Raw genomic sequence first — 26,753 nt, 5'->3', positions numbered from 1 at the left:
GCCGGCGGCCGAGCGCGTCAGCGCGCGCCCGCCTCACCGGGCGGCCGGAGCGTGGGCTCGTCGTCGGGCGCGCGCAGGCGGTAGCCGACGCCGGTCTCGGTGAGCAGGAGGCGCGGCCGTTCGGGGTCGGCCTCCAGCTTCTGGCGGAGCTGGCGCATGTAGACGCGCAGATATTGCGGGTCGGAGGAGACCGAGACGGCCTGCATCAGCTGAGCGTGGGTCAGCACCTTGCCGGCATGGTGGACCAGCACGCGCAGGAAATCGTATTCGCGCGGGGTGAGCTTTACCTCGGTATCGTCGACCTTCACGATCCGCCGGACGAGGTCGATCGAGAGACGGTCGACCCGAAAGATCGGGCGCTCGCCCTGAACGGCGAGCTGGTGACGCAGGGCCGCGCGCAGGCGCGCCAGCAACTCCGCCATCCCGAAGGGCTTGGTGACGTAATCGTCGGCTCCGAGATCCAGCGCCTCAACCTTGCCGCCCTCGTCGGTGCGGCTCGACAGAACCACAACGGGCAGTTCGGGATGGCGCGTCCGGATCGCGCGCAGCAGATCGTGGCCGCGCATGTCCGGCAGGCCGAGATCCAGGATGACGAGGTCGACCCGGTCGCGGCCCAGCACCTCCAGGGCGGCGGCGGCGTTGGGCGCCTCCAGGATGGCGTAGCCCTGGGTGGAGAGCCCCGTGCGCAACAGCTTTCGGATCGGTGGCTCGTCGTCGATGACCAGAATAGTCGGGCTCATGCGGCGATGTCCTTGGGCGCGGTCCGGGCCGGGACCGGCAGCATCACGGTGAAGACGGCGCCACCGCGGTCGCGCCGGTTGGCGGCGGTGACAGTGCCGCCCATGGCCTCGACGAAGCCCCGGGCGATGGCGAGCCCCAGCCCGGTGCCGGCCCGGACCCGGTCGCTCTTGCGCACCCGGTGAAACTTGTCGAACACGCGCTCGACCTCGGATTCCGGCAGGCCGTCGCCCTCGTCCAGGATGTCGAGACGCACCCGTCCGCCCTCCCGGCGCGCGCTCAGGGTCACGGTCGAACCCGCGGGCGCGTATTTGCCGGCGTTGTCGAGCAGGTTGAACAGCACCTGCTCGAACAGGACCGGGTCGAGCCGGAGCACCGGCAGGTTGGGCGCCAGATCGACCGCCACGCGGTGGTCGGCCAGCACCGCCTCGGCCCGGCGCAGGGCCGTGTCGACGATCTCGGCGACGTCCTGGGGCACGAGGTTCGGGGCGACCGCGCCGGCCTCAAGCCGGGTCATGTCGAGCAGGTTGGCAATGAAGCGGTTCAGCCGCTCGGATTCCGTGATGATCGTCGCCAGGAGCTCGGCCTTGCCCTCGGGCGGCAGGTCGGCGTCGAGGTCGCGCAGGGTGCTCGCCGCCCCGAGCACGGAGGCCAGCGGGGTCCGCAGGTCGTGGCTGATCGAGGTCAGCAGGGCCTGACGCAGGCGGTCGGTTTCGGCGGCGCGCTCGGCCCGGTCGAGATCCTCCACGAGCCGCACCCGCTCGATGGCGAGCGCACCCATGTCGGCGAGCGCGTCGAGAAGGCGCCGCCCCTCTGGACTCAGGATCGGCCCGGCGCCGTCCGCGTCGAGGCCGATCACCCCGATCGTGCCCCGCCCGGTGCGCATCGGCAGGAACAGCCGCTTGGCGCCCGGCAGCGTGTCGGCGCCGCGCCCGGCCGGGCGATCGTTGCCGAAGGCCCACTGGGCCGCCGCGAGATCGGCCGCGTCCAGCCGGTCCTCCGGCGGGTAGCCCGCCCGCACCGCGACGGTCGTCCCGTCGGACAGCAGCAGGACCACCCGGACCTTGAGCATGGCGGCGACCTGCGCGCAGGTCGCCCAGAGCACGTCGTCCAGGGTGCCGCAGCCCGCGAGCTTGCGGGAGAAACCGAACAGCCGCTCGGTGGACGTGGCCCGTCCCTGGCTGACCATCGCGATCCGTCGGGCGCGGGCGGCGAGGTTCGAGACCAGCACGGCGACCAGGGTGAACAGCAGGAAGGCCGCCACGTTGGTCGGGTCGGCAATGGTGAAGGTGTAGACCGGCGGCAGGAAGAAGAAGTTGTAGGCGAGCGAGGCCAAGACCACCGCGGCGAGGGACGGCCCGAGCCCCCATCGCACCGCGACCGCGACGACCCCGGTCAGCAGCATGAGGTCGGCATTCTCGATGCCGGTATAGGGCTGAAGCAGCAGGGCCGCGCCCAGCGCCGCCAGGGTCGCCAGCAGGGCCATCAGGTAGGGGCCGGTCTCGACGGTCGCGGCCGGGGCCACGGTCGCCACCGCCCGGCGGGACGGGGCCTCGGCCGGCACGGCTTCGCCGGGCACCACGTGGACGCTGATATTGCCGCTGCGGCGCACGAGGTCGTGCACCACCGACCCGTTCAGAAGCTCGAAGATCCACGCCCGCGCCGCCTTGCCGACCACGATGTGGTTGACGTTGGCAGAGCGGGCATAGGCCAGGATGTCGTCGGCGACACGCCGGCCCCCGGGCAGGGTGACGGCGTCGCCCCCGAGCCGGTCGGCGAGCCGCAGGGTCTCGGCGATGCGGTCGCGCTCGGCCTCGCTGCGGGTGCCCGCGCGGGGGGCCTCGATGAACAGGGCCGTCCAGGGCGCGTGCAGCCGGTCGGCGACGCGCTTGGCGTAGCGCACGAGGCCGGCCGAGCGCGGATCGTCGCTGATGCAGACCAGCACCCGCTCGCCGGCGCTCCAGGGCCCCGCGATGGCGTTGGCCTGCATGTGGCTGAGCAGTTCGTCGTCGACCCGGTCGGCGGTCCGGCGCAAGGCGAGTTCGCGCAGGGCCGTCAGGTTGCCCCGCGAGAAGTAGTGCTTGAGGGCGCGCTCGGCGTTGGTCGGGACGTAGACCTTGCCGTCCTTCAGACGCTGGATCAGGTCGTCCGGGTTGAGGTCGACCACCTCGATGTCGTCGGCCCGGTCCAGAATGCCGTCCGGCACGGTCTCGCGGACGCGGATGCGGGTGATCTGCGCCACCACGTCGTTGAGGCTCTCGACATGCTGGATGTTGAGCGTGGTGTAGACGTCGATGCCGGCGTCGAGCAGTTCCTCGACATCCTGATAGCGCTTCGGGTGGCGCGAGCCGGGTGCGTTGGTGTGGGCGAGCTCGTCGACCAGCGCCAAGGCCGGCCGGCGGGCCAGCAGGGCGTCGAGGTCCATCTCGTCGAGTTTCGCGCCGTGATAGGGCACGGCGCGGCGCGGAAGGACTGCGAAGCCGTCGAGCAGAGCCTCGGTCTCGGCCCGGCCATGGGTCTCGACGATACCCACCACCACGTCGATGCCGGCCTCCCGCTTGGCGCGGGCGATGGTCAGCATCTCGTAGGTCTTGCCGACCCCGGGTGCGGCCCCCAGGAAAACCTTCAGCCGGCCGCGGATGCGGGCCTCCCGGCGCGCGGCTTCGAGCAGCGCGTCGGGGGAGGGGCGGTCCGGATCACGGCCGGTCTCGGGCATGCTTTCCCTTTAGCGCGGGGCCAGGCCGTCCAGGGCGAGGTTGAGGGCTAGCACGTTCACCCGGGGCTCGCCGAGCAGTCCGAGCGTGCGCCCCTCGGTCTGCGCGGCGACGAGCTGGCGCAGGCGATCCTCGGGGAGGTTGCGGGCCTTGGCGACCCGGGGAATCTGGAACAGGGCGGCCTCCGGAGAGATGTCCGGGTCGAGGCCCGAGCCGCTGGCGGTGACGAGGTCCACCGGGACCGGCTGGGCGGGATTCTCCGCGGCCAGCGCGTCGCGGTCGCCCTTGACCCGCTCGGCCAGCGCGGCACTCGTCGGGCCGAGGTTGGAGCCCGACGAATTGGACGCGTTGTAGGGGGCGGGAACGGTCCTGGTCGGATCGGCGGGATCCGCGGCGCTCGTGGCCGAGGGCCGGCCGTGGAAGTAGGTGGCCCCGGTGAAGCTCTGGCCGATCAGGCTCGAGCCGACGACGTGACCGTCGCGCTCGATCAGGCTGCCCGCGGCGCGCGCCGGGAAGATGAGGCCGGCGAGGCTGGTGACGGCCAGCGGGTAGGCGAGGCCGGTGATCGCGGTCAGGATCGTGAGTAGGACCAGGGCGGGGCGAAGCTGTCTGAGCATGGCGGGTCTTCCAGCGAACGGGTTCAGGCAAGGTGCAGGGCGGTGACGGCGAGGTCGATGGCCTTGATGGCCGCGAACGGCACGAGGACGCCGCCGAGCCCGTAGATCAGCAGGTTCCGGCGCAGCAGCGCGGCGGCGCCCACGGCGCGGTAGGTCACGCCCCGCAGGGCAAGGGGGATCAACGCCACGATGATCAGGGCGTTGAAGATGATCGCCGACAGGATCGCGCTCTGCGGCGAGGCGAGGCCCATGACGTTGAGCGCCTGGAGTTGCGGGTAGAGCCCCAGGAACATCGCCGGGATGATCGCGAAATACTTTGCGACGTCGTTGGCGATGGAGAAGGTGGTCAGCGCCCCCCGGGTCATCAGCAGCTGCTTGCCGATGCCGACGATCTCGATGAGCTTGGTCGGGTCGGAATCGAGGTCGACCATGTTGCCGGCCTCGCGGGCCGCAACCGTGCCGGTGTTCATGGCGACGCCGACATCGGCCTGCGCCAGCGCCGGGGCGTCGTTGGTGCCGTCGCCGCACATGGCGACGAGCTTGCCCTGCATCTGCTCCGTGCGGATCAGCGCCAGCTTGTCCTCCGGAGTGGCCTGAGCGAGGAAGTCGTCGACGCCGGCCTCGGCGGCGATGGCGGCGGCGGTCATCGGGTTGTCGCCGGTGATCATGACCGTGCGGATGCCCATCCGGCGCAGCTCCGCGAAGCGCTCGCGGATGCCGCCCTTCACGATGTCCTTGAGGTAGACGACGCCGAGCAGCCGGCCGTCGCGGGCCACCGCCAGCGGCGTGCCGCCGGCCTTGGCGATCTCTTCGGCGATGGCGCGGATTTCGGCGACGGATTCGGGCTCCGCCTCCGGCTGGTAGGCCAGCGCGGCGTTCGAGCCGCGGCTCGCCATGGGCTGCGCCGAGACCGAGGCGATCACCGCCTCGACCGCGCCCTTGCGGATGGAGACGCCGTCGAGATCGACGCCGCTCATGCGCGACTGGGCTGTGAAGGGCACGAAGCTGGCGTTGAGGCCGGCCATGTCCCGGGCGCGGATGCCGTAGGCCTCCTTGGCCAGCACCACGATCGAGCGGCCCTCCGGGGTCTCGTCGGCGAGCGAGGCGAGCTGGGCGGCGTCGGCGAGATCCGCCTCGGTCACGCCGGAGACCGGCCGAAATTCGGTGGCCTGGCGGTTGCCCAGGGTGATCGTGCCAGTCTTGTCCAGAAGCAGCGTGTCGACGTCGCCGGCCGCCTCGACCGCCCGGCCCGACAGGGCGAGGACGTTGAAGCGCACCAGCCGGTCCATCCCGGCGATGCCGATGGCCGAGAGCAGGGCGCCGATCGTGGTCGGGATCAAGGTGACGAACAGGGCGACCAGCACGATCAGCGGGATCGCGCCGCCGGCATAGGCGGCGAAGCTCGGGATCGAGGCCACCGCGAACACGAACACGATGGTCAGCCCGGCGAGCAGGATGTTGAGCGCGATCTCGTTCGGGGTCTTCTGGCGCGACGCGCCTTCGACCAGGGCGATCATCCGGTCGACGAAGGTCGAGCCCGCCGCCGCGGTGATCCGCACCCGGATCTGGTCGGAGAGCACCTGCGTGCCCCCGGTCACCGCCGAGCGGTCGCCGCCGGATTCCCGGATGACGGGGGCGGATTCGCCGGTGATCGCCGCCTCGTTGACCGAGGCGACGCCCTGGATGACCTCGCCGTCGGAGGGGATCAGCTCCCCGGCCTCGACCAGCACGACGTCGCCGACCTTGAGGCTGGTTCCTGGGACGGTCTCGTAGCTTTCGTCCGGGCCGGTGAGGCGCTTGGCCATCATCTCGGTGCGGGTGCGGCGCAGGCTGTCGGCCTGGGCCTTGCCGCGGCCCTCGGCCAGGGCCTCGGCGAAGTTGGCGAAGACCAGGGTGAACCACAGCCACAGGATGATCTGGCCGGAGAACAGCAAGTCGCCGGCGCCGGTGGCGACGTCGCGGAGGAACAGAAATGTGGTGAGCGCGGCCACAACCTCGACGACGAACATGACCGGGTTGCGGATCATGGCGCGCGGGTCGAGTTTTTTCCCGGAGCCGAGGAGCGCCGGCCCGACCAAAGCGGGACTGAACAGGGAAGCGGTCTTGCGGGACATGGATCGGGTGTCCGGAGAGGGGCGGGGAGGCGCGGGCGCGCCTCGGGATGTCAGGGGGCGGTGCCGGCAGTGAGCGCGTGGGCGGCCATCAGCGCGAGGGCCGCGAGCAGCAGGACGCCGAGCAGCGCCAGCACGAGGTCGGAGGTTCGCGGCGGCGTCGCGCCGGCCCGATGCCGCGCAGGCGGAGCCCGGTGCAGCATCAGGTGATGGCGCGGCATGCGCCGGGTCGGGAGGGTGCGCCGCATCTCAGCCGCCCGTCGCGAAGGTCTGGCCGGCTGAACCGGCGAGGTGCTCGACCACCGGTCCCAGCGCAAGGGACGGGAAGAAGGTCAGGCCGCCGACGATCAGGATCACCCCGACGAGCAGCCCGATGAACAGGCCGCCATGGGTCGGGAAGGTGCCGGCCGAGGCCGGGAGCGTCTTCTTGGCGGCGAGCGACCCCGCGATCGCCAGAACCGGGATCTTCACGAAGAACCGGCCGACCAGCATCGCGAGGCCAAGCGTGCTGTTGTAGAACAGGGTGTTGGCCGTGAGCCCGCCGAAGGCCGAGCCGTTATTGGCCGCCGCCGAGGTGTAGGCGTAGAGGATCTCGGTGAAGCCGTGCGGCCCGGCATTGGCCGGACCGGCCAGGCCCGCCGGCAGCACGGTGGCGAGGGCGGTGCCACCGAGCATCATCAGCGGCAGGCACAGGATGCCGAGCATCGCCATCTTCACCTCCCGCGCCTCGATCTTCTTGCCGAGATATTCGGGGGTGCGCCCGACCATCAGGCCGGCCACGAAGATTGCCACGATCACGAAGACCAGCATGCCGTAGAGACCGGCCCCGACGCCGCCGATGACGACCTCGCCGAGCTGCATGTTGATCAACGGGATCATGCCTCCGAGCGCCGTGAAGCTGTCGTGCATGGCGTTGACTGCGCCGCAGGAGGCCGCCGTCGTGACCACGGCGAACAGGGCCGAGGCGCTGATTCCGAAGCGGATTTCCTTGCCCTCAAAGTTGCCGCCGGCGAATCCGAGGCCGTTGAGCACGGAGCCGCCCTGCGCCTCGGCCCAGTAGGTGACGAGGACACCCGCCAGGAACAGGATCCCCATGGCGCCGAGGATCGCCCAGCCCTGGCGCTCGTCCCCGACCATGCGGCCGAATACGTTGGTGAGCGCGGCGCCGATCGCGAAGATCGAGACCATCTGGACGAAATTCGACAGCGCGGTCGGGTTCTCGAACGGGTGCGCGGCGTTGGCGTTGAAGAAGCCGCCGCCATTGGTGCCGAGCATCTTGATCGCCACCTGGCTCGCCACCGGGCCGATCGCGATGGTCTGCTTGGCCCCTTCCAGCGTGGTCGCGTCGATCGAGGCGCCGAGCGTCTGCGGCACGCCCTGCCAGACCAGAAACAGCGCGTAGGGGATGCAGAGCGGCACCAGTACGTAGAGGGTGGCCCGGGTGACATCGACCCAGAACGACCCGATCGTGCCGGAGGAGGCCCGCGCGAAGCCGCGGATCAGCGCCACGGCCACGGCGATGCCGGTGGCGGCCGACAGGAAGTTCTGGTGCGTCAGCCCCAGCATCTGGGCGAGGTACGAGAGCGTGGTCTCGCCGCCATAGGATTGCCAGTTGGTGTTGGTGACGAAGCTCGTCGCCGTGTTGAAGGCGAGGTCCGGCGCCACGGCGGCCTGCTCGGCCGGGTTCAGCGGTAGGAACGCCTGGAGCCGCAGGATCGCGTAGAGCAGCGCGAAGCCGAGCAGGTGGAACAGGATCACCCCGCCGGCATAGGCGAGCCAGTGCTGCTCCTGGCGGGCATCGATGCCGGCGACGCGGTAGAAGGCCCGCTCCACCGGAGCCAGGATCGGCGAGAGCGGCGTGCGCTCGCCGTTGAAGACGCGCGTCATGTAGAGCCCGAGGGGCTTCACGAGCGCCAAGACGACCGCGCAATACAGCGCGATCTGCATCCAGCCGTTGAGGGTCATGGGAGGAGTCCGTCCGGGCCGCTCAGAACCGCTCGGGGCGGACGAGGGCGTAGGTGAGGTAGCCGAGCAGCCCGAGGGTCGTGAGGGCGCCGAGGGTGAGGTCGAGGCTCATGGCGGCCTGTCTCCTCAGAAGCGGTCGCAGAGCAGGGCGTAGCCCTCGCTCAGGGCGAAGAAGGCCAGCCCCGCGGCGATGACGATGAGATCGGGCATGATGGGTCCGTGTCGGTTCGCCGGATGGCCCGCGGCCATGCCGCGACCGATCCCGGCCGACCCGGATTGTGGGCGGGAACCACGTTAGGGTTCGAGACGGAGGGGAGGGCGATCTTATAAGGATCGCATCAGGATCGGCGGGGCGGGCCGTGCCCGGACCGGGCGCGCGTTCCTGCCGGGGGCGGTTTCACTCATCCCCGGCCGCGACAGGCCCCCTCTCCCGTGCGGGAGAGGGGGCCTGTCGCGGCCCGCATACGTCGGCATTGAATGCTTCAGCCCTTACGAGAGGCGCCCCGACCGCGTTCGGCAGCTTGCGTGTTCGCTAGTGTCAGCAGGGCAGGGCGTGCGCCCTTAGCTGTCAGCCCGGGCCAAGACACCGCCCCAAAGCGGGCAAAATCTGCCGCGCGGCCGATCCTGCCGGCATGACCTCTTCTTCGACCCTTGAAAACACAGGAAAAAATCTGGAACGCGCCGTGCCTGCATTCGCACAGGAACTTCGCGAGGGCGTTTCATGTCGGTCGGTTCGGTCACGAGCAGCAGCCTCCAGCGGGACTTGCTCAGCGCCCTTCGGCAGACGCGGGCGACGTCCGCGCAGCAGACGGACGGAAACCCCTTCGCGGTCGCCAGCCAGGCGACGGGCGCATCGAATGCCACGGGGCCCGCGACCGCCTCCGGCAGCACGGCATCCGGTCCCACCCTCTCGAACGACCTGATGGCCTCGCTGCTCCAGGTCCAATGCGACTTCAGCCAGATCAACGCGCAGGGTGGCCTGGCACCGCCCACCTCGTCGACGAGCGTCACCGAGGGATCGGCGTCCGACGCCAGTTCGGCGGACGGCCAGGACTCGGGGGATCCCGCACCGGTCCATCACCATCGCGGGCCCCACGCCCGTCCCGCCGGCTCCGCGAGCTCGGACGTGACCGGTTCCAGCCCCTCCGTGAACGACAGCACGATTTCCGCCGCGGCCACCGGACCCTCGGGCGGCAACGCGAACCCGCTCAGCGGGATCGAGGACGGCCTGCAGGCGCTGCTGCAGCAGGTCACGAAGGCGATCGCCGCATACACCACCGCCGGACCGGTCGGGCTGGCGGCCTCCGCCCTCTCGACCTCGTCCAAGGCCTGATCGACCGGATTACGGCGACAGGGCGGTGGCCGAACCGCCGCATGAAACGTGATCGATCGGCTTTCGCAAGCTGACCATGCGCCGCTGAGACTTTAGATGATGATCCCCGGCGCCACATTCCGCGCGTTGCTGTAAGTCACGGGCGAAGTCGCGGATCGGAGATTGCCATGTCCCTCACCGTACCGATCATCCTTGGCAGCGTTCGCTCAGACCGTATCGGCATCCGAGCGGCCCGGTTCCTGATCGCCCGGCTCGAAGCGCGCGGGCACGTCGCCCCGCTGGTCGATCCCGCCGAGCTGAGCCTTCCGCTCCTCGACCGCATGTACAAGGAATACCCGGCCGGCACCGCCCCGGAGCCGCTGGAGCGGCTTGCCACGCTCTACCGAGGCGCGGATGCCTTCCTGGTGGTCTCGGCGGAGTACAATCACGGCGTTCCCCCGGCCCTGTCGAACACCCTCGACCACTTCCTGGAGGAGTATTACTGGCGGCCGTCGGCGATCTGCTGCTACTCCGCCGGCCAGTTCGGCGGTGTCCGCGCCGCGATGCCGCTCCGGGCGATGCTGGCCGAACTCGGCATGCCGAGCATCCCGTCGCTCCTGCCGATCCCGCGCCTTCAGAAGGCGCTTGCAGAGGACGGAACGCCCACGGATGCCTGGATCGAGAAGGCGGCCGCCAAGTTTCTCGACGAGCTGGAATGGTATGCCGAGGCTCTCGGCGAGCGGCGCAAGGCCGGGACGCCGTACTGAAGGACGCAGTCCGTAGATCCGGTCCATACTACGCGGCCGTCTTTTCGCACCCCGCGCAGCGATCCCGCAACGGGCGTCGCTCGGAGATCGCCCGCCGGGGGGATGGCTTCATCGCAGGCGCGATGCGAACCGATCGACATCGGTGCCAGGCGTCTGAAGCCGGGCGACGAATATCCGATGATCATTTAAATTCAGCTCCCTAGACGCCGGTCGACGCCGCCAGATCCAAGACGAAAACGCAAAAGTATAAATTATAATTGGCCGAACCGTTGAGATTGGCAGTTAAACGCCAGAACAATTCTTGGGGCTGAAACGATCGATATTCCGACGGATCACAGGCTCGATTGGAAAGCTGTATTGCGCTGTTGCAAAAAGGTGGCTGCACGGGCCGCGGAAGTGTGAGATCTTCCGAGCGTTCCCCACCGCGGACGGATTCTGATGAAACTCGACGAGAGGGCGCTCCTTCAGGAGCGCGTGCGCACGCTTGTCCTGCGTCATGCCCTCGATGCGGCGCTCGAGCGGCTGGCGGCGGCCACCCGTGAGACGGGCAAGGAGGCCGCGGCCGAATTCCAGAGTCTGGAGCAGTCGCTGCTCTCGGCCGCCCGCAGCATCGCGGATCGCGCCACGTCCCAGAAGCTGGCGGTGCTGGTCGCGGTGGAAGATGCCAGCGCGACGCTTCGGAGCGCCTTCGACAACGCCCATGCCCGGCTGGACGCGCTGCCGGCCGAGCGGCACTCGGCCACCGCACCCCTGAACGCGGTGGCCGCCTGACGCCTGCGCGGCGCCTGGGCCTTACCGGCGGCGCATCACTGCTTGGCGCGGTTGATGATCGCCCAGAGTGCGTGGGCCACGGGCTCGGACACGGTGCGACGGTACTTGCGGTGGACGAGCTGGCCGTTGTGGAACACGTCCTGCTCGACGTAGAGCCGCTCGCCGTCCCACCGGACGATGTTGTCGGACTCGATGGTCTCCTCGACGCCGAGATCCTCCCGCAGGATCGGGTTGCCAGTCTGGGTCAGCATACGCGCGTCCTCGTTCACGCTGTTGGTTCGGCGAAGGGAAGCTCCGTCGCGGCACGCGCAGCGAAACTCCCGCACGGGGGCACCATAGGAGCGTGACGCGGCAGGCGCCAGCGAGGCCGCGGACGCAATCGGAGCCGCGTCACCGCGGATGATTGCATCGGCCGGCGCGTGCGGATTGCGACGCGCCGCGCCTGATGAGCCGGCTCAACGTGGCGCATGTGCGCTTCGGCACGTCCGATCGCGCCCCGCGATGCGATGCTCCGGTCACGCGTCAGGGCTGCACTCAGGTCACCGCCTGGATCGGCAAGGTCGCGACGGAGGCGCCCATGCTCGCTCGCCCGTTTCGATACGTCGCCCCGGTGCTCACGGCTATCAGCCTGATCGCGCTGCGGCTTGCCAGCCCCTTCCTGACGCCGATCTCAGCGCCGCCGCCCGCCGGCGCCGAGGACCGGCGGGTCGTCTTCCGGCACTATCTCTAGCGCGTCGTGACGGGGCGCTGATCCTCAGCCGCGCCGGCTGAGCACCGCACCCGGCACCGGGCAGGCCGGGAGGACGGACGGGCCGAGGACGATATCGCCCTGGCGGGGGTTGTTGACCGTGAACGGCGCCGTCTCCTGCGTGCCGAAGAAGCCGCGGCCGATCTGCGAGGCGAAGAATTCGTCGCTTCCGAACCGGACGAAGCAGCGGTCGAGCACGGCCTCGTAATCGAAGCTCGCCTGGGTCACCGGGGCGCCCCCGAATTCGGGGCGGCCGCAATAGGCCGAGATGTCGATCTGCCCAGGCCGCGACAGCCGCACCGGCAAGGACCGGCCCGGCAGCAGGGTGACGGGCGGGCCGCCATCCTGGCGGGCGACCAGCACGTAGGTCGAGCGGTTGTAGATCCGGCGCAGGCAATCGGCGGACGCATCGGAGACGACCGAGATCGTCCCGGCCAGACCGAGCATGAGGCCGGCCAATCCGCATCCAATACGCTTCGTCACCGCACATCCTCCGCCGGCCGGCCGATCCATCAGCAACGCGGCCGGGCACGACTTGAACAGCGCCCGAGCCCGCCGCGCAAGGCGAACGCGGCAACAGGGCCCGCGTTCGATGCAGCGGCGGCGAAATCGCTCCGGTTCAGCGGCGCTCGTAGAGCAGGCGCGCCCGGATCGTGCCCGGGATCGCGCGGATCTCGGCGAGCAGCGCTTCGGCATCGGCGTCGGTGGCGTCGGTCTCCAGCACCACGTACCCGACCTCGCCGTCGGTCTGGTAGTACTGCGCGGCGATGTTGACGTGGCCGCGGGAGAACACGTCGTTCAGGCGCCCGAGCATGCCCGGCAGGTTGCGCTGGACGTGGATGAAGCGCGTGCCCGTCGGCCGGGCCGGCAGCTGGACCTGCGGGAAGTTCACGGCGCCCACCGTCGAGCCGATATCGGAATAATCGACCAGCTTGCGGGCGACCTCGGCGCCGATGCGCTCCTGGGCCTCTTCCGTCGAGCCGCCGATATGGGGCGTGAGGATCACGTTCTCGATGCCCTGGAGCGGGCTCACGAAGGCTTCCGCGTTGGAGCCGGGCTCCACCGGGAAGACGTCCACGGCCGCGCCCTTGAGGTGGCCGTCGCGCAGGGCCGCCGCCAGGGCGTCGAGGTCGACCACCGTGCCGCGGGCGTTGTTGATCAGGAACGCACCGGGCTTCATGGCGCGGATCTCGGCCTCGCCGATCATGTTGGCGGTGGCGTCGGTCTCGGGCACGTGCAGAGAGATCACGTCGCACTGGGCCAGCAGGTCGTGCAGGGTCTTGGTCGGCTCGGTGTTGCCGTGGCGCAGCTTGTCGGTGTGGTCGTAGAACAGCACGCGCATGCCCATCGCCTCGGCCAGCGTCGAGAGCTGCGTGCCGATATTGCCGTAGCCGACGATGCCGAGGGTCTTGCCGCGGACCTCCAGGGAGCCCGTCGCCGACTTGTCCCAGCGGCCGGCATGGGCGCCGACCGAGCGCGGCACGATCCGGCGCAGCAGCATCACGATCTCGCCGATGGTCAGCTCCGCCACCGAGCGGGTGTTGGAGAACGGCGCGTTGAACACCGGGATGCCGCGATGGCGCGCCGCCTCGAGCTCGACCTGGTTGGTGCCGACTGAGAAGCAACCCACCGCCAGGAGCCGGTCCGCCGCCTCGAAGGCCGCCGCGTCGAGCTGGGTGCGCGAGCGGATGCCGAGCATGTGCACGCCCTGGAGCGCGTCGTGCAGCGCCTCGCGGTCGAGGGCCTTCGGCAGCCGGGTCAGGTTCGTGTAGCCGGCGGCCTGCATCAGCGCGACGGCGCTGTCGTTGATGCCTTCGAGCAGCAGAACACGGATCTTGTCCTTGGGCAGTGAGAGCTTGTCGAGGGTCATGGGCTGGAAAGTCTTGGGCTCGGAAGTCATGGGGATCGTTCGTCTGGCGGCGGAACGGTCGCGCGCGGCTATGCCGGGCCGTCTCGCGGGTCTGTCTCGGGCCCAGCGATACGAGCCTGCCCTGTGCGACGCAACATGGCGCCGATCACGGCAGGGCTGCACGCCCGGCCGCCGTTCGACGCCGCGTGGACGGGCCGAGCGCCGGCGGCCCGAGCGGCCTTCACGCGCCGGCGATTCCGTCGTCACGGCCGTCGCGGCACGCCCGTGAAGCCGAGAAACCCGCTCGGTTGAAGTCGTTAAGCCGATGCGGTATGGAGCGCGCGTCCTCCCGGATTCCGCTTCGCGCGCGCTCAAGATTCTGTGCGCCGCCGAGTCGCCGGCTGGATCGCCCTCGTCATCCGTATCGACGCGTCGGCAAGCCGGATCCCGCGGGACCGGCCGCCTCTCCCCGAAGGTTTACGGGAGCGGCCGCGGCGAACCGGGGGTGCGTGCAACGCGAGCCGCCGACGCAACGGGCCCCCGCCGGGGGCCGTTCAGGAGAGAGAATGTCCGCAGGTACCGCTCTGGGGCGTGGCCCGAGCCGCGATGATTTCGCCGCCCTCCTCGAGGAGAGCTTCCTCGAACACGAGATCACCGAAGGGTCCGTCGTCAAGGGTCGCGTCGTCGCGATCGAGAAGGACGTGGCCGTCATCGACATTGGCGCCAAGACGGAAGGCCGTGTCGCACTCAAGGAATTCACCGGCCCCGGCCGGGAAGGCGAGCTGAAGGTCGGCGACGAGGTCGAGGTCTACGTCGACCGGATCGAGAACGCGCTCGGCGAAGCCGTCATCTCGCGCGACAAGGCGCGCCGCGAGGAGAGCTGGGTCAAGCTCGAGAAGTCGTTCGAGAACAACGATCGCGTCACCGGCACGATCTTCAACCAGGTCAAGGGCGGCTATACCGTCGACCTCGACGGCGCCGTGGCGTTCCTGCCGCGCTCGCAGGTCGACATCCGCCCGGTCCGCGACGTCACCCCGCTGCTCGGCACCCCGCAGCCGTTCCAGATCCTCAAGATGGATCGCCGCCGCGGCAACATCGTCGTGTCGCGCCGGACCGTGCTCGAGGAGAGCCGCGCCGAGCAGCGTTCCGAGCTGGTGGCCAACCTTGAGGAAGGTCAGGTCATCGACGGTGTCGTCAAGAACATCACCGAGTACGGCGCCTTCGTCGATCTCGGCGGCATCGACGGCCTGCTGCACGTCACCGACATGGCGTGGCGCCGCGTGAACCATCCGTCCGAGGTCGTGACCATCGGCCAGACGGTCAAGGTCAAGATCATCAAGATCAACCACGAGACGCACCGCATCTCGCTCGGCATCAAGCAGTTGCTCGCCGATCCGTGGGAGGGCATCGCCGCCCGCTACCCGGAGGGCGCCAAGCTCAAGGGCCGCGTGACCAACATCACCGATTACGGCGCCTTCGTGGAGCTGGAGCCGGGAATCGAGGGCCTGATCCACGTCTCCGAGATGAGCTGGACCAAGAAGAACGTCCATCCGGGCAAGATCGTCTCCACCTCCCAGGAGGTCGAGGTTCAGATCCTGGAAGTCGATCCGGTCAAGCGCCGCATCTCGCTGGGCCTCAAGCAGACCCTGCAGAACCCCTGGGAGGCTTTCTCCGAGAAGCACCCGGTCGGTTCCGAGGTCGAGGGCGAGGTCAAGAACAAGACCGAGTTCGGCCTGTTCATCGGCCTCGAGGGCGATGTCGACGGCATGGTTCACCTGTCGGATCTCGACTGGAACCGTCCCGGCGAGCAGGTCATCGAGGAGTTCAAGAAGGGCGACATGGTCCGCGCCCAGGTTCTCGACGTCGACGTCGAGAAGGAGCGGATCTCGCTGGGCGTGAAGCAGCTCGGCGGTGACCCCTTCGCCGAGGCCGGCGAGATCAAGAAGGGTCAGATCGTCACCTGCGAAGTCGTCGAGGTGAAGGATTCGGGCGTCGAGGTGAAGATCGTCGACACCGACATGACCACCTTCGTCCGCCGCGCCGAACTCGCCCGCGACCGCGGCGACCAGCGCCCCGAGCGTTTCGCCGCCGGCGAGAAGTTCGATGCCCGGGTCGTGCAGTTCGACCGCAAGGCCCACCGCGTCCAGGTCTCGATCAAGGCCCTGGAAGTGGCCGAGGAGAAGGAGGCGATGGCACAGTTCGGCTCCGCCGATTCCGGCGCCTCGCTCGGCGACATCCTCGGCGCAGCCTTCAAGAAGGCCCGCACCGACGACGAGTGAGACCAGATGGTCTCGCCGCCCGGTTGATCCGGGCGGCGGCCTCGGATCAGTTCCAAAGCCCGCGCAGGACACCCGTCCCGCGCGGGTTTTTCATTGTGTGCCTTGTCGAAGTAGGATGCACCACAGGGCTGGTGCGGGCGGGGGCTGGCCTCGATCGGATCGAGGCCGGTTGTCCGCCCCGGGACGGCGCGGTACTCTGACGATTGTCGCGAAAAACGGCGGCGCAATTTTTGGCCGTCGCACACAGGCCGAGCGCGGAAGTTACGCCGCTGAGCCAGCGTCTCCGAAAGAGCAGCCCGACGATGTCGGGCGCCGCAGCCGGCAACGCCCCGGGGCGCTGTGAACCTGCGGTCGCAGGAGCGCACCCATGCGACAGGCGATTGCCATTATCGGCGCGGGCCTCGGCGGCCTCGTGCTGGCCCGTATCCTCCATCTCCACGGCATCGCGGCCACAATCTACGAAGCCGAACCGTCCGCCGAGGCGCGGGCCCAGGGCGGTCTGCTCGACCTTCATGAGGATACCGGCCAGGCCGCGCTGAAGGCCGCCGGGCTGTTCGAGGGCTTCCTCGCCCGCGTCCGCCCCGGAGAGGATGCGAAGCGCATCGTCGGCGCGGATGGCGTCATCCTGTTCGACAGTCCGGGCAATCCCCTGGGCAGCCGCCCGGAGATCGATCGCGGCGGCCTTCGACGGATGCTGATCGCCGCGCTGCCGACCGGAACGATCCGATGGGGTCACAAGGTGATTTCCGTCGCGCCCGGCGCCCGTGGACGACACACCATCACCTTCGCGGATGGTGCGACCGTCACGTCCGATCTGCTCGTGGGCGCCGACGGCGCCTGGTCGACGGTGCGCCCCCGCCTGTCGGGCGCGCGACCGGCCTATACCGGCATCGCGTTCGTCGAGACGTCCCTGCTCGCCGGGGCTACGCGATACAGGGACAGCGCGGACGCGATCGGCAGCGGCACGCTGATGGCGCTCGCGCCGGGACGGGGCATTCTCGCCCACCGCTATGCCGACGGGACGCTGCACATCTACACGGCCTTGAGGCAGCCGGCAGAGTGGTTTGCGGCCATGGATGCCCAGGACGCGCGCGGAACACCGGCACGCATCGCCGCGCAATTCGCAGGATGGGCGCCGCACCTCGCCGCCCTGGTCGGGCATAGCGACACGGCCCCGATCCTGCGGCTCATCCACGCGCTGCCGGCCGACCATCGCTGGGCGCGCGTCCCCGGCGTCACGCTTCTCGGCGACGCCGCGCATCTCATGTCGCCGTTCTCGGGGGCGGGGGCGAACCTCGCCCTGTACGACGGCGCGGACCTCGCCCGGGCGCTCATCGCCGCGCCCGACAGCGTGGAGGCCGCGCTCAACCGGTATGAGGGCGATCTGTTTCCCCGCAGCACCGAATTCGCCATCGCAGCTGCCGAGAATCTGGCGCGATTCTTCGGGGCTGGGGCGCCCCACAGCGTCGTCGCCCTGTTCAAGGGCGGGGGTCGTAAGTCTCCCTGACGCGTCGCTCGCACGCCGCGCACGTGCGCCGGGCAAGAGATTCGTCGAGAGGCCTGCGCCTTTGAACCGGACCGGATCGCCACCCCGCGGGCCACCCGCGGACAGCCCGGCTTGAGGGTCTGCCCGGGGGCACCGCATTTTCTTCGCGCGGCCCATATCCAGGCCCGCGGAAAATGCTCTAGAACACCGGCGTCGTGCGGTTCCGGCCGTGCGACGCAAAGGAAACCAAGGACTTGCCCGGCGCGGGGCCTCGCCCCCGCACCCCAGCTCGGGGTCGATCCGGGGAGGCGAGGGGAAGCGTACGCATGGCAGCCGACGCCGAACTGCTGATCGACCGCCGGCGCCTGCGCCGCAGATTGTCCCTGTGGCGGGTGCTCGGGATCGGCGGCCTGATCGTCGCGGTGGGCGCGCTGGGCTACCGGGTCCGGACCGGCCCAGACGGCGCCTTCGCGGTACGCCCGCAGATCGCCCGCATCTCGGTCTCGGGCTTCATCGCCGGCAGCGAGTCGACCGCCAAGCTGATGAAGCGAGTCGGCGAGTCGGACGCGGTGAAGGGCGTGATCGTCTCGATCAACTCGCCGGGCGGCACCACCACCGGGTCGGAAGAAATCTTCCGCAACCTGCGCGCGCTGGCCGCCAAGAAGCCGCTGGTCGCCTTCGTGGACGGCACCGCGGCCTCGGGCGCCTACATCACCGCCATCGCGGCCGACCATATCGTCGCCCGGGAGACCAGCCTGGTCGGCTCGATCGGCGTGCTGTTCCAGTATCCGGACCTGTCGGGCCTGCTCGACAAGGTCGGGGTCAAGGTCGAGTCGGTCAAATCCTCGCCGCTCAAGGCCGAGCCGTCGGGTTTCACCCCGACCACCCCAGAGGCGCGCGCCGCCCTGGCCGCCGTGGTCGGCGACACCTACGCGTGGTTCAAGGGCTTGGTCGCCGAGCGCCGGGGCATGGATCCTGGCCAGCTCGCCGTCGTGTCGGATGGGCGGGTGTTCAGCGGCCGCCAGAGCGTGCCCCTGAAGCTGGTGGACGAGCTGGGCGGCGAGCGCCAGGCGGTGGTCTGGCTCGAGAAGGACCGGGGCGTCCCGAAGGATCTGCCGATCAAGGACTGGAAGCCGAGCAAGGAGAGCGACTTCTCCCTGTGGTCGGCCGCCGGCATCGGCGCGGACCTGCTGGGCTTCGACGGGCTCGCCGGGCGTCTGCGGGCCGTCGGAGCCCAGGCTGAGACGGCCGGCGGGGGCCTCCTCGTCCTGTGGCGCCCGGAGCCCTGAGCGCCCCCGACCGAGACGGCAGCCCGGAAGCCCGCCCCGATTCCCCGAGAAGACCAGACGCCATGATTAAGTCGGAGCTCGTCCTCAAGATCGCCGAGCAGAACCCGCATCTCTACCAGCGCGACGTCGAGATCCTGGTCAACGCGATCCTCGACACCATCTCGGATGCGCTGGCCCGGGGCGACCGGGTCGAGCTGCGCGGCTTCGGCGCCTTCTCGGTCAAGCGCCGAGAAGCGCGGAAGGGACGAAACCCGCGCACCGGCGCGGCCGTTGCCGTGTCCGAGAAGGCGATTCCCGTGTTCAAGACCGGGAAGGAGATGCGTCAGCGCCTCAACGCCGCGGGCATCGGCGAGAGCGCGTCGGCTGCCGAGTAGGAAGAGGTCTGTGAGCGCGATGATCCGTTTCCTGAAGAGCCTGGTGCTGCTCCCGATCGCCGCCCTGGTAATCCTGCTGGCGGTTGCCAACCGGGCGCCGGTGCCGCTCTCCTTCGACCCGTTCAACGCTGACGCCCCGGTGTTCAGCGTGAACCTGCCGCTCTACGCGATCCTGTTCGGCGCGGTGGCTCTGGGCATCGTGGTCGGCGGCGTCTTCACCTGGCTCGGCCAGGGCAAGACCCGGGCGAATGTGCGCTACCACCGCCGCGAGGCGAACCGCTACGAGCGCGAGGCGAACCGGCTGCGCGCCTACGCCCCGGAGAGCGAGACGCAGGGCCCCTATACGGTCCCCAACGCCAACCGGACCGCGCTGCCGGCGCCGCGCTGAGCCGCGTCCGTCAGCGCGCCGCCCGGACCGCGGCGACGAAGGCCGCGATCCTCCTCGGATCCTTGATGCCGGGCGCCGTTTCGACACCCGAGGACACATCCACGGCTCCGAGCCCCGTGCGGGAGAGAGCCTCGCCGACATTGCCGGCATCGAGCCCCCCGGACAGCATCGTGCCCGCCGGCAGGTCGGCACCGTCCAGGATCAACCAGTCGAACCGGTGGCCGTTGCCACCGGGGAGCGCGGCCCCGGCCGGTGGCTTGGCATCCAGCAGGATCCGGTCCGCCACCCTTGCATAGGCCGGGATCGCCGTCAGGTCGGCCCGGGCAGCGACACCGATCGCCTTCATCACCGGCCGGCCGGCGAGCGCGCGGATCGCCGCGACCCGCTCCGGGCTTTCGCGCCCGTGCAGCTGGATCAGGTCGGGATCGACCGCCTCGATCGCCGCCCGCACCTCCGCGTCGTCCGGATTGACCAAGAGGACCACGCGTTCGGCGCGCCCACGGGCCTGCGCCGATAAGTGCGATGCCTCGTCGAAGGCTACGTGGCGCGGACTTCGCAGGAAGTGGACGAGCCCGATCCAATCCGCGCCGGCCGCCAAAGCGGCTTCGACAGTCTCAGGCGTGCTGAGCCCGCAGATCTTGACGCGGGCCGGAGGGAGCGGGGCGGACATCGCGGCGGTATAGCCGATCTAGTACAGGACGGGCAGATAGACGTTCGGGATCGGGAACCCGCTGAACACCAACCGCCCGTTGATGAGCTTCAGCGGCGGCAGGGGCTTGAGCGGCGCCGCATCCGCCGACGCCTCCGGCTCGGGTTGCCGGCCCAGACCCAGCAGGCCGCCGACGAGCTGGCCGACCAGAGCCCCCTTGTCCGAGCCGAAGCGCTGGCCCACCACGCTGCCGATCAGGGCATCCATTCCGGCCGCCCGCAGGTCGAGCTGCCCGACCGGACGATGCGCATCGTCCAGGGCGAGCGCGCCCTTCGCCTGGATGCGCTGGGCACCCTTGGCCAAGGACAAACCGGTCAGGTCGAGGGTTCCGCCGGCCTGCCGCCAGCGCTCCAGCTCTCGCGGCACCGGCCCGGTCCGCAGGACGGTCGCCTGGGTGAGCGTTGCGTCCAGGGACATGTCGCCGGGGGCGGGATTGCCGGTGAGCGTGTCGAGCTGCGGGACGACGGCCTGGGCCAGGCGCAGGCTGACATCGACGGCGCCCTCGGACTTGTAACGGCCGGGGGTCGGCCGCGCGTGCAGTTCCAGATGCTGGCTGGTGACCGCAATCGGCCCCGGATCGGCGCCGGTGACGGTGACGTTCGGGCCGTCCACCACCAGGGAGGCGCGGGTGAACCCGTCCGACGCGCCGTGGACGCTGCCCTGGAGCTTGCTCCAGGCGGCGTCGCCGGTCAGCGCGCCCTGCTCGACATGGAACGGCCCGGCGCTCTCGAACAGAACCAGGCGCGGCTGGTAGACCTGCGCCACCGCGGTGGACGGGCCGAGGCGGAACCGACCATCGGACCGCTCGAGGGTGACGGCGCTGCAGCGCAGCTCGATCCGGAACGGATAACCGGTGAGCGACCGGTCGGCGCAGGTCCAGCTGCGCCCGGCCGCCGCCTCCCGGGCGATCCAGCCATCGATCTCCGTCGCCGCCCGGCCCCGGAGCCAGAACCAGCCGGCCGACCAAGCGACCGCGATCAGCGCGAGCAGGATATAGGGCAGGAACAGACCGAGCCGGAACCGTCGCGCCGTCTGCGCCCGTGAGGCCCGCGCATCAAGACCCGGCTGCGTCCGATCCTGAACCATGCATCCCACTCCCCGTCATCCGCCCCAGATCACGGGGCTGCAGGCCCCGCCTTGAGGCCATGCACGGGGCAAAACTGGGGCGGCGCCGGGATCGGTCGACCGACGAGCGGACCGATCCGCCCGCCGGAACCGGTTTTTCGGCTCAGACTTGCGCCGGCTCGATCGTGTCGAGCTGTAGGTCGTTGACGATCGCCGTCCGCTCGGCCTCGTCGTCGGCCAAGCGATGCACGTGCAGCTCCGTGGCGCCACGCGTGCGCACCCGGTCGAGCCAGGTCCGCCGAAGATGGTCGCGCGGGCTCTCGTTCGAGGTCGCCACCGAAACCATCTCGGCGATGCCGGTATCGTCGCGCCGCACGGCGATCACCACGGCTTCCGCCATCTCGTCGAGATCGAAGGCGCCGGCCGGATGAACCCCGACCACGTAGCGCCGGCCCGAGCGTCCGCGCCAGGCCGAGAGCGGGAGGGCCGGCGTGCCGCGCAGGCCAGCGGTGGTCTTGAGGCGTTCTTCACGCACATCCTGTCTCCGCGTGCGATCGTCCTTCAGGTCGCGAAGCGCGGCCGACCAGGACAGGGCTCTTCTGTTCGCCATTTGTTCCAACCTACCGCGCGATATCCACAGGCGTCAAGCACAACGTTCCTAAGGAGGAATGTGGTGATTGCCCGGGTTATCCACAAGCGTCCGCACGGGCCATCGCCATGGCATACCTGGCGAAATTCAGCCCGCGGCCGCCCGGAACAATCAGCGACGCTGCGCTGCTCCGGCGGGTGCTTCGGCCGCCGGGGCCGAACCGGCCTCGGCGGCGAAACCCTTCGGGCCGCCCTCAAGCAGGGCGTTGGACGCCACCTCGAGCCGCTCCTGGGCCAGCGCCTGGAATTCCTGGCGGCCCATGCCCGGGGGGATCGGCTCCAGGAACTGGATGACAGCCTTGCCGGGCCGGCGGATGAGGCTGTTGCGCGCCCAAAATTGCCCGGTGTTCAGGGCCACCGGCAGGCAGGGGACCTTGAGGGCCATGTAGAGATGCGACAGGCCCTGCTTGTAGGCGGGCGGTGCCCCCACGGCCCGGCGCGTCCCCTCCGGGAAGATGATGAGCTGGCGCCCCTCCCGGATAGCGTCGGCCGCGGCCGCGTTCATCAGGCTCATCGCCCGGGCGCCCTTGGACCGGTCGATCGCCACCATGCCGCTGCGGGACAGGTACCAGCCGATCAGCGGGATCAGCAGCAGCTCGCGCTTCAGGATGTAGGCGAATTCCGGGAACACCGTGCAGAGCGCCAGGGTCTCCAGGGCCGATTGGTGCTTGGCCGCCACCAGCAGTGGGCCCGTCGGTATGTTCTCGAGGCCGCGGAATTCGACCTGCATGCCGGCGACCACACGCAGCAGCCACAGGGTCAGGCGGCCCCAGAGCCGGGCTAGCCGCAGCACGGCGCGGCGGGAGACCAGCGTGGGCAGGCCGCCGAACGCCAGCAGCGTCGTCATGACGTAGAAGCAGACGTTGAAGGCGAGGGAGCGCAGGGCGAGCATCGGAATCCACTTCGCGGCGGTCCTCCTCTAGCGCGCAGAGGCGCCCGCGGCCAAGCGCGGACGGTCCGACACCGGACCGAACCGCTCATGTGCTACCGGCATGCGGCTCCGCACGAGAGAAGCCGGCGCTGCGCCCGGCGACCATCCAGTAGATCAGGCCGGCACTGGCGCCGACGACGAACAAAATCAGCGTCAGGCGCGCTTCCGCGGCGAGAAGCCCCGGGGCGGTGCCGGTCGTCTGCGGTTGCACCGCGCCCCGCGCCAGCCAGGGCAGGGCGGCGGTCAGCAGGCCGCCCCCGGCGCCGTACCAGAGGTAACCGCGGCGCGCGAAGATCTCGCCGGCGAAACCGACCAGGGCGGGGGGCACGAACAGCAGGACGAACAGCGCCTGCGCGAGGCCGGCGACCAAAAGGAGCAATCCTTCCGGCGGGAGACCGGCGGAGAGGTCGGACAGCGCCATGTCCACGCCGGCGAGCGCCCCGCCCGTAAGCCAGGTATTGGCCGTCGGGTCGACGAGCAGCGCCAGAACCAGGATCGCGGCGCCGGCCGGAACGGCGAGCAGGAGGGCGAAGGCTCCGAGGAGCAGGCGGCCGAGGACGTGCATGACAGGCTTCTACACCGAAGACCCCACGCCTTCGCAAAACGAAGCCGCGCCCGACCGGTCAGGGTCGGGCGCGGCTCTGAGATCCTGTAATCGTCGGGATCCCGACGGGACGACGTCCCGCCTCAGCCGTGGGCGGGGGCCGCCCCGCCATGGTCGCCGTGGGACGGCTTGCCGCGCAGGCGGCCGAGCCAGAGCGAGAAGTGGCGGATCACCACGTAGAAGACCGGGGTGAGGAACAGGCCGAAGAAGGTCGCGCCGATCATCCCGAAGAACACCGCGGTGCCCAGCGCCTGGCGCATCTCGGCGCCGGGGCCGGTAGCGATCACCAGCGGCAAGGTGCCGAGGATGAACGCGAAGGCGGTCATCAGAATCGGGCGCAGGCGCAGCCGACAGGCTTCCACCGCCGCCTCCACCGGGCCCCGGTGCTCGCGCTGCTCGATGTCGTGCGCGAACTCGACGATCAGGATCGCGTTCTTGGCCGCGAGGCCGATCAGCACGATCAGACCGATCTGGGTCAGGATGTTGTTGTCCTGCCCCCGGAACTGCACCCCGGCCAGAGCCGCGAGCACGCCGGTGGGCACCACCAGCAGGATCGCCATCGGCAGGGCCCACGATTCGTACTGGGCGGCCAGAACCAGGAAGACCAGGAGCACGCCGAGCGCGAAGACGGCGCCGGCGGTGCCGCTCGCGGCCTTCTGCTGGTAGGCGATCTCGGTCCAGTCGTAGGAGTAGCCCTCGGGGAGCGCCTTCTTGGCGATCTCCTCCATGGCGGTGAGCGCCTGACCGGTCGAGACGCCCGGCTTGGCCACACCCTGGACCGGCACCGAGTAGTACAGGTTGAACCGCTGCACGATCTGCGGCCCGGTCACGTCGCGCACCGAGGCCAGCGTGCCCATCGGCACCAGCGCGCCCGTGGAGGAGCGCACCTTGATCTGCGAGATGTCCTGGATCGACGACCGGAACGCGGCATCGCCCTGCAGGCGCACCTGGTAGATGCGGCCCAACGTGTTGAAGTCGTTCACGTAGGTGCCGCCGAGATCCGCCTGGACCGACGAGAACACGTTGGCGAGCGGCACGTTCAGCATCCGCGCGATGGTGCGGTCGATGTCGAGGAAGAGCTGCGGCGTCGCGTTGTCGAAGGTCGTGAACACGCGCTGCACGTCGGCGCTCTGGTTCGCCTGGGCGATCACCTCGCCGGCGGCGGCCATGAGCGGGCCGATCTCCGAGGATTGGCGGCTCTCGATCTGCAGCTTGAAGCCGCCGCCGTTGCCGAGACCGCGGACGGGCGGCGGCGGGATCACGATCACCCGGGCTTCCTGGATGTCGGAGGTCGCCTTGAGCACCTCGCCGGTGAGCACCGCGGCGCTGCGCCCTTCGCCGGCCCGCTCCTTGGCCCCGGTGAGCGTCAGGAACATCACGCCGGCATTGGTGGTGTTCGTGAAGGTCGCGCCGTCAAAGCCCGCGATGATGACGGCGTTGGCGATGCCGTGCACAGTCCGCGCCTGCTTGGCGGCGCGCAGCATCACCTCGGTGGTCCGGTCGAGCGAGGAGCCCGAGGGGAGCTGGACGACGCCGATCAGGTAGCCCTGGTCCTGGTCCGGGATGAAGCCCGTGGGCGTCGTCTGGGCGAGGTGCAGGGTGCCGGCGATCACCGCCGCGTAGACCAGCAGCATCGCGCCCAGTCCGACGAACCCGCCGGTCAGGACGCGGATCGTCCGCCCATAGAAGTTCGACGTGGCGTCGAAGGCACGGTTGAAGCCGTTGGCGAGCCAGTTCACGAACCGCGTCAGGAAGAACTTCGGCTCCTTGCGCGCGTGGTGCGGCACGAGCAACAGCTTACACAGGGCCGGCGACAGGGTCAGCGAGTTGAACGCGGAGATCAGGGTCGAAGCCGCAATCGTGAGCGCGAACTGCTTGTAGAACTGACCGGAGATGCCCGGGATGAACGCGGTCGGCACGAACACCGCCGCGAGCACGAGGGCGATGGCGATGACCGCGCCGCCGACTTCGTCCATGGTCTTGTGCGCAGCGTCGCCCGGGGAGAGCCCCTCGGCCATGTTGCGCTCGACGTTCTCCACCACCACGATCGCGTCGTCGACCACGATGCCGATGGCGAGCACCAGCCCGAACAGGGTCAGGTTGTTGAGCGAGAACCCGAAGGCTGCCATCGCCGCGAAGGTGCCGATCAGCGACACGGGAATCGCGATCACCGGGATCAGGGCGGTGCGCCAGCTCTGCAGGAACACCAGCACAACGATGACCACGAGGCCGACCGCCTCGAACAGGGTCTTGTAGACCTCCTGGATCGATTCCTCGATGAACTCGGTGGGGTTGTAGGCGATGCGGTACTCGACGTCCGGCGGGAAGTTCTTCTTGACGACCTCCATCACCTGCTTGACCGAGGTCGCCGCCTCAAGGGCGTTGGTACCCGGCCGCTGGAACGCGCCGATGCCCACTGCGGGCGTGTCGTTGAGGTAGGAGTTGGTGGTGTAATCCTTCTGGCCCATCTCGACGCGGGCGATGTCCTTGACCCGGACGAGGCGCCCGTCCTGGGCCTTGATGATCACCTCGGCGAACTGTTCCGGTGTCTTGAAGCGCGCCTGCGACTGGACGACGAGCTGGAACGCCTCGCCCCGGGCCGCGGGTGGCCCATTGAGCTGGCCGGCGGCCACCTGGACGTTCTGCTCCTGCAGGGCGGTGGTGACGTCGGTCACCGAGAGGCCGTAGGCGGCGAGCTTGTTCGGATCGACCCAGATCCGCTCGGCATACTCGTTACCGCCGAACACCGTAATGTCGCCGACGCCGTCGAGGCGCAGCAGCTCATCGCGGATATTCAGGTAGATGTAATTGGCCAGGTAGTTCTGGTCGTAGGTCTTGTTCGGCGAGAGCAGGTGCACGACCAGCATCAGGTCGGGCGAGGCCTTGCGCACGGTCACGCCGAGGTTGCGCACGTCCGGCGGCAGGCGCGGCTGGGCGACCGAGAGCCGGTTCTGCACGAGCACGTTGGCGATATCGAGGTTGGTGCCAACCTTGAAGGTCACGGTCAGCAGCATGTTGCCGTCGTTGGTCGACAACGACGTCATGTAGAGCATGTTGTCGACGCCGTTGACCTCCTGCTCGATCGGCGTCGCGATCGTGGCGGCCACGGTCTCGGCGTTGGCGCCCGGATAGGAGGCGCGCACGGTCACGGTCGGCGGCACGATCTCGGGATATTGCGAGACCGGCAGGCTCTCGTACGCCACGAAGCCAAGGATCAGGAAGATGATCGACGTGACGGACGCGAAGATCGGCCTGTCGACGAAGAAATGGGCGAAACGCATCGGTCAAACCTCTGAGGCCCGCCGGTCACCCGGTCGGGGCCCTGCGTCGTCGAAGCGGCGCACGCGGCACGGCGTGCGCGAATGCAATCGTGTCGAGCCGGTCAGGC

The 26,753-nt window shown here is 69.6% G+C and carries 26 protein-coding genes; 9 read left to right on the top strand and 17 right to left on the bottom strand.

The genetic code is table 11. The features are described 5' to 3' along the window. Window positions 1-17: 17 nt before the first annotated feature. From AKJ13_RS04650 to AKJ13_RS33040, 8 genes are read right to left on the bottom strand one after another with little or no spacing between them, the layout of a single operon-like run. Complete coding sequence (locus AKJ13_RS04650) at window positions 18-740, bottom strand: response regulator transcription factor (protein ID WP_050732306.1); 723 nt, start codon at window positions 738-740, stop codon at window positions 18-20. Then, window positions 737-3,454, bottom strand: coding sequence for a sensor histidine kinase KdpD (locus AKJ13_RS04645; RefSeq protein ID WP_050732305.1), 2,718 nt, complete (start codon window positions 3,452-3,454; stop codon window positions 737-739). The genes AKJ13_RS04650 and AKJ13_RS04645 overlap by 4 nt, the downstream gene beginning before the upstream one ends. 9 nt (window positions 3,455-3,463) lie before the next feature. After that, a complete protein-coding gene (locus tag AKJ13_RS04640; RefSeq protein WP_050732304.1) occupies window positions 3,464-4,069 on the bottom strand; it encodes a K(+)-transporting ATPase subunit C in 606 nt (201 codons plus the stop codon). Window positions 4,070-4,092: 23 nt separating this feature from the next. Next, on the bottom strand, window positions 4,093-6,183 hold the full coding sequence (gene kdpB / locus AKJ13_RS04635; protein ID WP_050732303.1) for a potassium-transporting ATPase subunit KdpB: 2,091 nt from the start codon (window positions 6,181-6,183) through the stop codon (window positions 4,093-4,095). A gap of 50 nt (window positions 6,184-6,233) precedes the next feature. Continuing rightward, window positions 6,234-6,428, bottom strand: coding sequence for a hypothetical protein (locus AKJ13_RS04630; RefSeq protein ID WP_050732302.1), 195 nt, complete (start codon window positions 6,426-6,428; stop codon window positions 6,234-6,236). 1 nt (window position 6,429) lies between these two features. Beyond that, window positions 6,430-8,145 (bottom strand): potassium-transporting ATPase subunit KdpA, encoded by a 1,716-nt coding sequence (gene kdpA / locus AKJ13_RS04625; protein WP_050732301.1) that lies wholly within the window; start codon window positions 8,143-8,145, stop codon window positions 6,430-6,432. Window positions 8,146-8,167: 22 nt separating this feature from the next. Then, entirely contained in the window at window positions 8,168-8,257 is a 90-nt protein-coding gene (locus tag AKJ13_RS04620) for a K(+)-transporting ATPase subunit F (RefSeq protein ID WP_007559906.1), read from the bottom strand. Between the two features lie 14 nt (window positions 8,258-8,271). Continuing rightward, window positions 8,272-8,394: a hypothetical protein gene (locus AKJ13_RS33040; RefSeq protein WP_007559908.1), complete on the bottom strand. Its 123-nt coding sequence runs from the start codon at window positions 8,392-8,394 to the stop codon at window positions 8,272-8,274. 472 nt (window positions 8,395-8,866) lie between these two features. On the opposite strand from AKJ13_RS33040, the gene AKJ13_RS04615 reads away from it, so the two are divergent. The 3 genes from AKJ13_RS04615 to AKJ13_RS04605 all read left to right on the top strand — a co-directional run bounded on the left by AKJ13_RS04615 (window position 8,867) and on the right by AKJ13_RS04605 (window position 10,995). Next, on the top strand, window positions 8,867-9,478 hold the full coding sequence (locus AKJ13_RS04615) for a hypothetical protein (protein WP_050732300.1): 612 nt from the start codon (window positions 8,867-8,869) through the stop codon (window positions 9,476-9,478). A 167-nt stretch (window positions 9,479-9,645) separates the two neighbouring features. After that, window positions 9,646-10,224, top strand: coding sequence for an NADPH-dependent FMN reductase (locus AKJ13_RS04610; protein ID WP_050732299.1), 579 nt, complete (start codon window positions 9,646-9,648; stop codon window positions 10,222-10,224). Window positions 10,225-10,662: 438 nt separating this feature from the next. Continuing rightward, on the top strand, window positions 10,663-10,995 hold the full coding sequence (locus AKJ13_RS04605; protein ID WP_050732298.1) for a hypothetical protein: 333 nt from the start codon (window positions 10,663-10,665) through the stop codon (window positions 10,993-10,995). Between the two features lie 35 nt (window positions 10,996-11,030). Here the strand turns inward: AKJ13_RS04605 and AKJ13_RS04600 are convergent, their stop codons facing one another. After that, window positions 11,031-11,246, bottom strand: a complete 216-nt coding sequence (locus AKJ13_RS04600; RefSeq protein ID WP_050732297.1) for a hypothetical protein — start codon at window positions 11,244-11,246, stop codon at window positions 11,031-11,033. Between the two features lie 194 nt (window positions 11,247-11,440). Between AKJ13_RS04600 and AKJ13_RS04595 the strand changes: the two genes are divergently transcribed. Further along, window positions 11,441-11,725 (top strand): hypothetical protein, encoded by a 285-nt coding sequence (locus tag AKJ13_RS04595; protein ID WP_144426181.1) that lies wholly within the window; start codon window positions 11,441-11,443, stop codon window positions 11,723-11,725. A 24-nt stretch (window positions 11,726-11,749) separates the two neighbouring features. On the opposite strand, the gene AKJ13_RS04590 is transcribed toward AKJ13_RS04595, so the two are convergent. Together AKJ13_RS04590 and serA are read right to left on the bottom strand one after the other, a co-directional pair. Further along, entirely contained in the window at window positions 11,750-12,226 is a 477-nt protein-coding gene (locus tag AKJ13_RS04590) for a hypothetical protein (RefSeq protein ID WP_050732295.1), read from the bottom strand. A gap of 136 nt (window positions 12,227-12,362) precedes the next feature. Then, window positions 12,363-13,613 (bottom strand): phosphoglycerate dehydrogenase, encoded by a 1,251-nt coding sequence (gene serA, locus AKJ13_RS04585; RefSeq protein WP_050732294.1) that lies wholly within the window; start codon window positions 13,611-13,613, stop codon window positions 12,363-12,365. Between the two features lie 545 nt (window positions 13,614-14,158). On the opposite strand from serA, the gene rpsA reads away from it, so the two are divergent. From rpsA to AKJ13_RS04560, 5 genes are all read left to right on the top strand, one after another. Beyond that, the gene (gene rpsA, locus AKJ13_RS04580) at window positions 14,159-15,871 is read left to right on the top strand and encodes a 30S ribosomal protein S1 (RefSeq protein ID WP_007559924.1); all 1,713 of its coding nucleotides are present in this window, start codon (window positions 14,159-14,161) and stop codon (window positions 15,869-15,871) included. Window positions 15,872-16,238: 367 nt separating this feature from the next. Continuing rightward, window positions 16,239-17,378, top strand: coding sequence for an NAD(P)/FAD-dependent oxidoreductase (locus AKJ13_RS04575; RefSeq protein WP_050732293.1), 1,140 nt, complete (start codon window positions 16,239-16,241; stop codon window positions 17,376-17,378). A gap of 305 nt (window positions 17,379-17,683) precedes the next feature. Next, the gene (gene sppA, locus AKJ13_RS04570) at window positions 17,684-18,646 is read left to right on the top strand and encodes a signal peptide peptidase SppA (RefSeq protein ID WP_050732292.1); all 963 of its coding nucleotides are present in this window, start codon (window positions 17,684-17,686) and stop codon (window positions 18,644-18,646) included. 62 nt (window positions 18,647-18,708) lie between these two features. Next, window positions 18,709-19,020 (top strand): integration host factor subunit beta, encoded by a 312-nt coding sequence (locus AKJ13_RS04565; protein WP_007559930.1) that lies wholly within the window; start codon window positions 18,709-18,711, stop codon window positions 19,018-19,020. A gap of 19 nt (window positions 19,021-19,039) precedes the next feature. Continuing rightward, window positions 19,040-19,408 (top strand): LapA family protein, encoded by a 369-nt coding sequence (locus AKJ13_RS04560; protein ID WP_050732496.1) that lies wholly within the window; start codon window positions 19,040-19,042, stop codon window positions 19,406-19,408. Between the two features lie 10 nt (window positions 19,409-19,418). Here the strand turns inward: AKJ13_RS04560 and AKJ13_RS04555 are convergent, their stop codons facing one another. The 6 genes from AKJ13_RS04555 to AKJ13_RS04530 form a co-directional block, all read right to left on the bottom strand. Next, complete coding sequence (locus AKJ13_RS04555) at window positions 19,419-20,078, bottom strand: phosphoribosylanthranilate isomerase (RefSeq protein WP_050732291.1); 660 nt, start codon at window positions 20,076-20,078, stop codon at window positions 19,419-19,421. Between the two features lie 18 nt (window positions 20,079-20,096). Then, window positions 20,097-21,203: a DUF2125 domain-containing protein gene (locus AKJ13_RS04550; protein ID WP_050732290.1), complete on the bottom strand. Its 1,107-nt coding sequence runs from the start codon at window positions 21,201-21,203 to the stop codon at window positions 20,097-20,099. Between the two features lie 142 nt (window positions 21,204-21,345). Continuing rightward, the gene (locus tag AKJ13_RS04545) at window positions 21,346-21,792 is read right to left on the bottom strand and encodes a hypothetical protein (RefSeq protein ID WP_039902314.1); all 447 of its coding nucleotides are present in this window, start codon (window positions 21,790-21,792) and stop codon (window positions 21,346-21,348) included. Between the two features lie 150 nt (window positions 21,793-21,942). Further along, entirely contained in the window at window positions 21,943-22,722 is a 780-nt protein-coding gene (locus AKJ13_RS04540) for a lysophospholipid acyltransferase family protein (protein ID WP_050732289.1), read from the bottom strand. 85 nt (window positions 22,723-22,807) lie between these two features. Then, window positions 22,808-23,326, bottom strand: a complete 519-nt coding sequence (locus AKJ13_RS04535; protein WP_050732288.1) for a hypothetical protein — start codon at window positions 23,324-23,326, stop codon at window positions 22,808-22,810. 122 nt (window positions 23,327-23,448) lie between these two features. Continuing rightward, window positions 23,449-26,646: a multidrug efflux RND transporter permease subunit gene (locus AKJ13_RS04530; RefSeq protein ID WP_050732287.1), complete on the bottom strand. Its 3,198-nt coding sequence runs from the start codon at window positions 26,644-26,646 to the stop codon at window positions 23,449-23,451. Window positions 26,647-26,753 lie beyond the last annotated feature (107 nt).

Source organism: Methylobacterium sp. ARG-1, from assembly GCF_001262595.1.
In the GTDB taxonomy this organism is placed as follows: Bacteria; Pseudomonadota; Alphaproteobacteria; order Rhizobiales; family Beijerinckiaceae; genus Methylobacterium; species Methylobacterium brachiatum.
This window is presented reverse-complemented; position numbering and strand designations above follow the sequence as displayed.

Excerpts from the sequence above, each read along its gene's own strand:
- AKJ13_RS04650 (WP_050732306.1), bottom strand. The coding sequence starts at position 740 with ATGAGCCCGACTATTCTGGTCATCGACGACGAGCCACCGATCCGAAAG.
- AKJ13_RS04645 (WP_050732305.1), bottom strand. The coding sequence starts at position 3,454 with ATGCCCGAGACCGGCCGTGATCCGGACCGCCCCTCCCCCGACGCGCTG.
- AKJ13_RS04640 (WP_050732304.1), bottom strand. The coding sequence starts at position 4,069 with ATGCTCAGACAGCTTCGCCCCGCCCTGGTCCTACTCACGATCCTGACC.
- kdpB (WP_050732303.1), bottom strand. The coding sequence starts at position 6,183 with ATGTCCCGCAAGACCGCTTCCCTGTTCAGTCCCGCTTTGGTCGGGCCG.
- AKJ13_RS04630 (WP_050732302.1), bottom strand. The coding sequence starts at position 6,428 with ATGCGGCGCACCCTCCCGACCCGGCGCATGCCGCGCCATCACCTGATG.
- kdpA (WP_050732301.1), bottom strand. The coding sequence starts at position 8,145 with ATGACCCTCAACGGCTGGATGCAGATCGCGCTGTATTGCGCGGTCGTC.
- AKJ13_RS04620 (WP_007559906.1), bottom strand. The coding sequence starts at position 8,257 with ATGAGCCTCGACCTCACCCTCGGCGCCCTCACGACCCTCGGGCTGCTC.
- AKJ13_RS33040 (WP_007559908.1), bottom strand. The coding sequence starts at position 8,394 with ATGGCCGCGGGCCATCCGGCGAACCGACACGGACCCATCATGCCCGAT.
- AKJ13_RS04615 (WP_050732300.1), top strand. The coding sequence starts at position 8,867 with ATGTCGGTCGGTTCGGTCACGAGCAGCAGCCTCCAGCGGGACTTGCTC.
- AKJ13_RS04610 (WP_050732299.1), top strand. The coding sequence starts at position 9,646 with ATGTCCCTCACCGTACCGATCATCCTTGGCAGCGTTCGCTCAGACCGT.
- AKJ13_RS04605 (WP_050732298.1), top strand. The coding sequence starts at position 10,663 with ATGAAACTCGACGAGAGGGCGCTCCTTCAGGAGCGCGTGCGCACGCTT.
- AKJ13_RS04600 (WP_050732297.1), bottom strand. The coding sequence starts at position 11,246 with ATGCTGACCCAGACTGGCAACCCGATCCTGCGGGAGGATCTCGGCGTC.
- AKJ13_RS04595 (WP_144426181.1), top strand. The coding sequence starts at position 11,441 with ATGAGCCGGCTCAACGTGGCGCATGTGCGCTTCGGCACGTCCGATCGC.
- serA (WP_050732294.1), bottom strand. The coding sequence starts at position 13,613 with ATGACCCTCGACAAGCTCTCACTGCCCAAGGACAAGATCCGTGTTCTG.
- rpsA (WP_007559924.1), top strand. The coding sequence starts at position 14,159 with ATGTCCGCAGGTACCGCTCTGGGGCGTGGCCCGAGCCGCGATGATTTC.
- AKJ13_RS04575 (WP_050732293.1), top strand. The coding sequence starts at position 16,239 with ATGCGACAGGCGATTGCCATTATCGGCGCGGGCCTCGGCGGCCTCGTG.
- sppA (WP_050732292.1), top strand. The coding sequence starts at position 17,684 with ATGGCAGCCGACGCCGAACTGCTGATCGACCGCCGGCGCCTGCGCCGC.
- AKJ13_RS04565 (WP_007559930.1), top strand. The coding sequence starts at position 18,709 with ATGATTAAGTCGGAGCTCGTCCTCAAGATCGCCGAGCAGAACCCGCAT.
- AKJ13_RS04560 (WP_050732496.1), top strand. The coding sequence starts at position 19,040 with ATGATCCGTTTCCTGAAGAGCCTGGTGCTGCTCCCGATCGCCGCCCTG.
- AKJ13_RS04555 (WP_050732291.1), bottom strand. The coding sequence starts at position 20,078 with ATGTCCGCCCCGCTCCCTCCGGCCCGCGTCAAGATCTGCGGGCTCAGC.
- AKJ13_RS04550 (WP_050732290.1), bottom strand. The coding sequence starts at position 21,203 with ATGGTTCAGGATCGGACGCAGCCGGGTCTTGATGCGCGGGCCTCACGG.
- AKJ13_RS04545 (WP_039902314.1), bottom strand. The coding sequence starts at position 21,792 with ATGGCGAACAGAAGAGCCCTGTCCTGGTCGGCCGCGCTTCGCGACCTG.
- AKJ13_RS04540 (WP_050732289.1), bottom strand. The coding sequence starts at position 22,722 with ATGCTCGCCCTGCGCTCCCTCGCCTTCAACGTCTGCTTCTACGTCATG.
- AKJ13_RS04535 (WP_050732288.1), bottom strand. The coding sequence starts at position 23,326 with ATGCACGTCCTCGGCCGCCTGCTCCTCGGAGCCTTCGCCCTCCTGCTC.
- AKJ13_RS04530 (WP_050732287.1), bottom strand. The coding sequence starts at position 26,646 with ATGCGTTTCGCCCATTTCTTCGTCGACAGGCCGATCTTCGCGTCCGTC.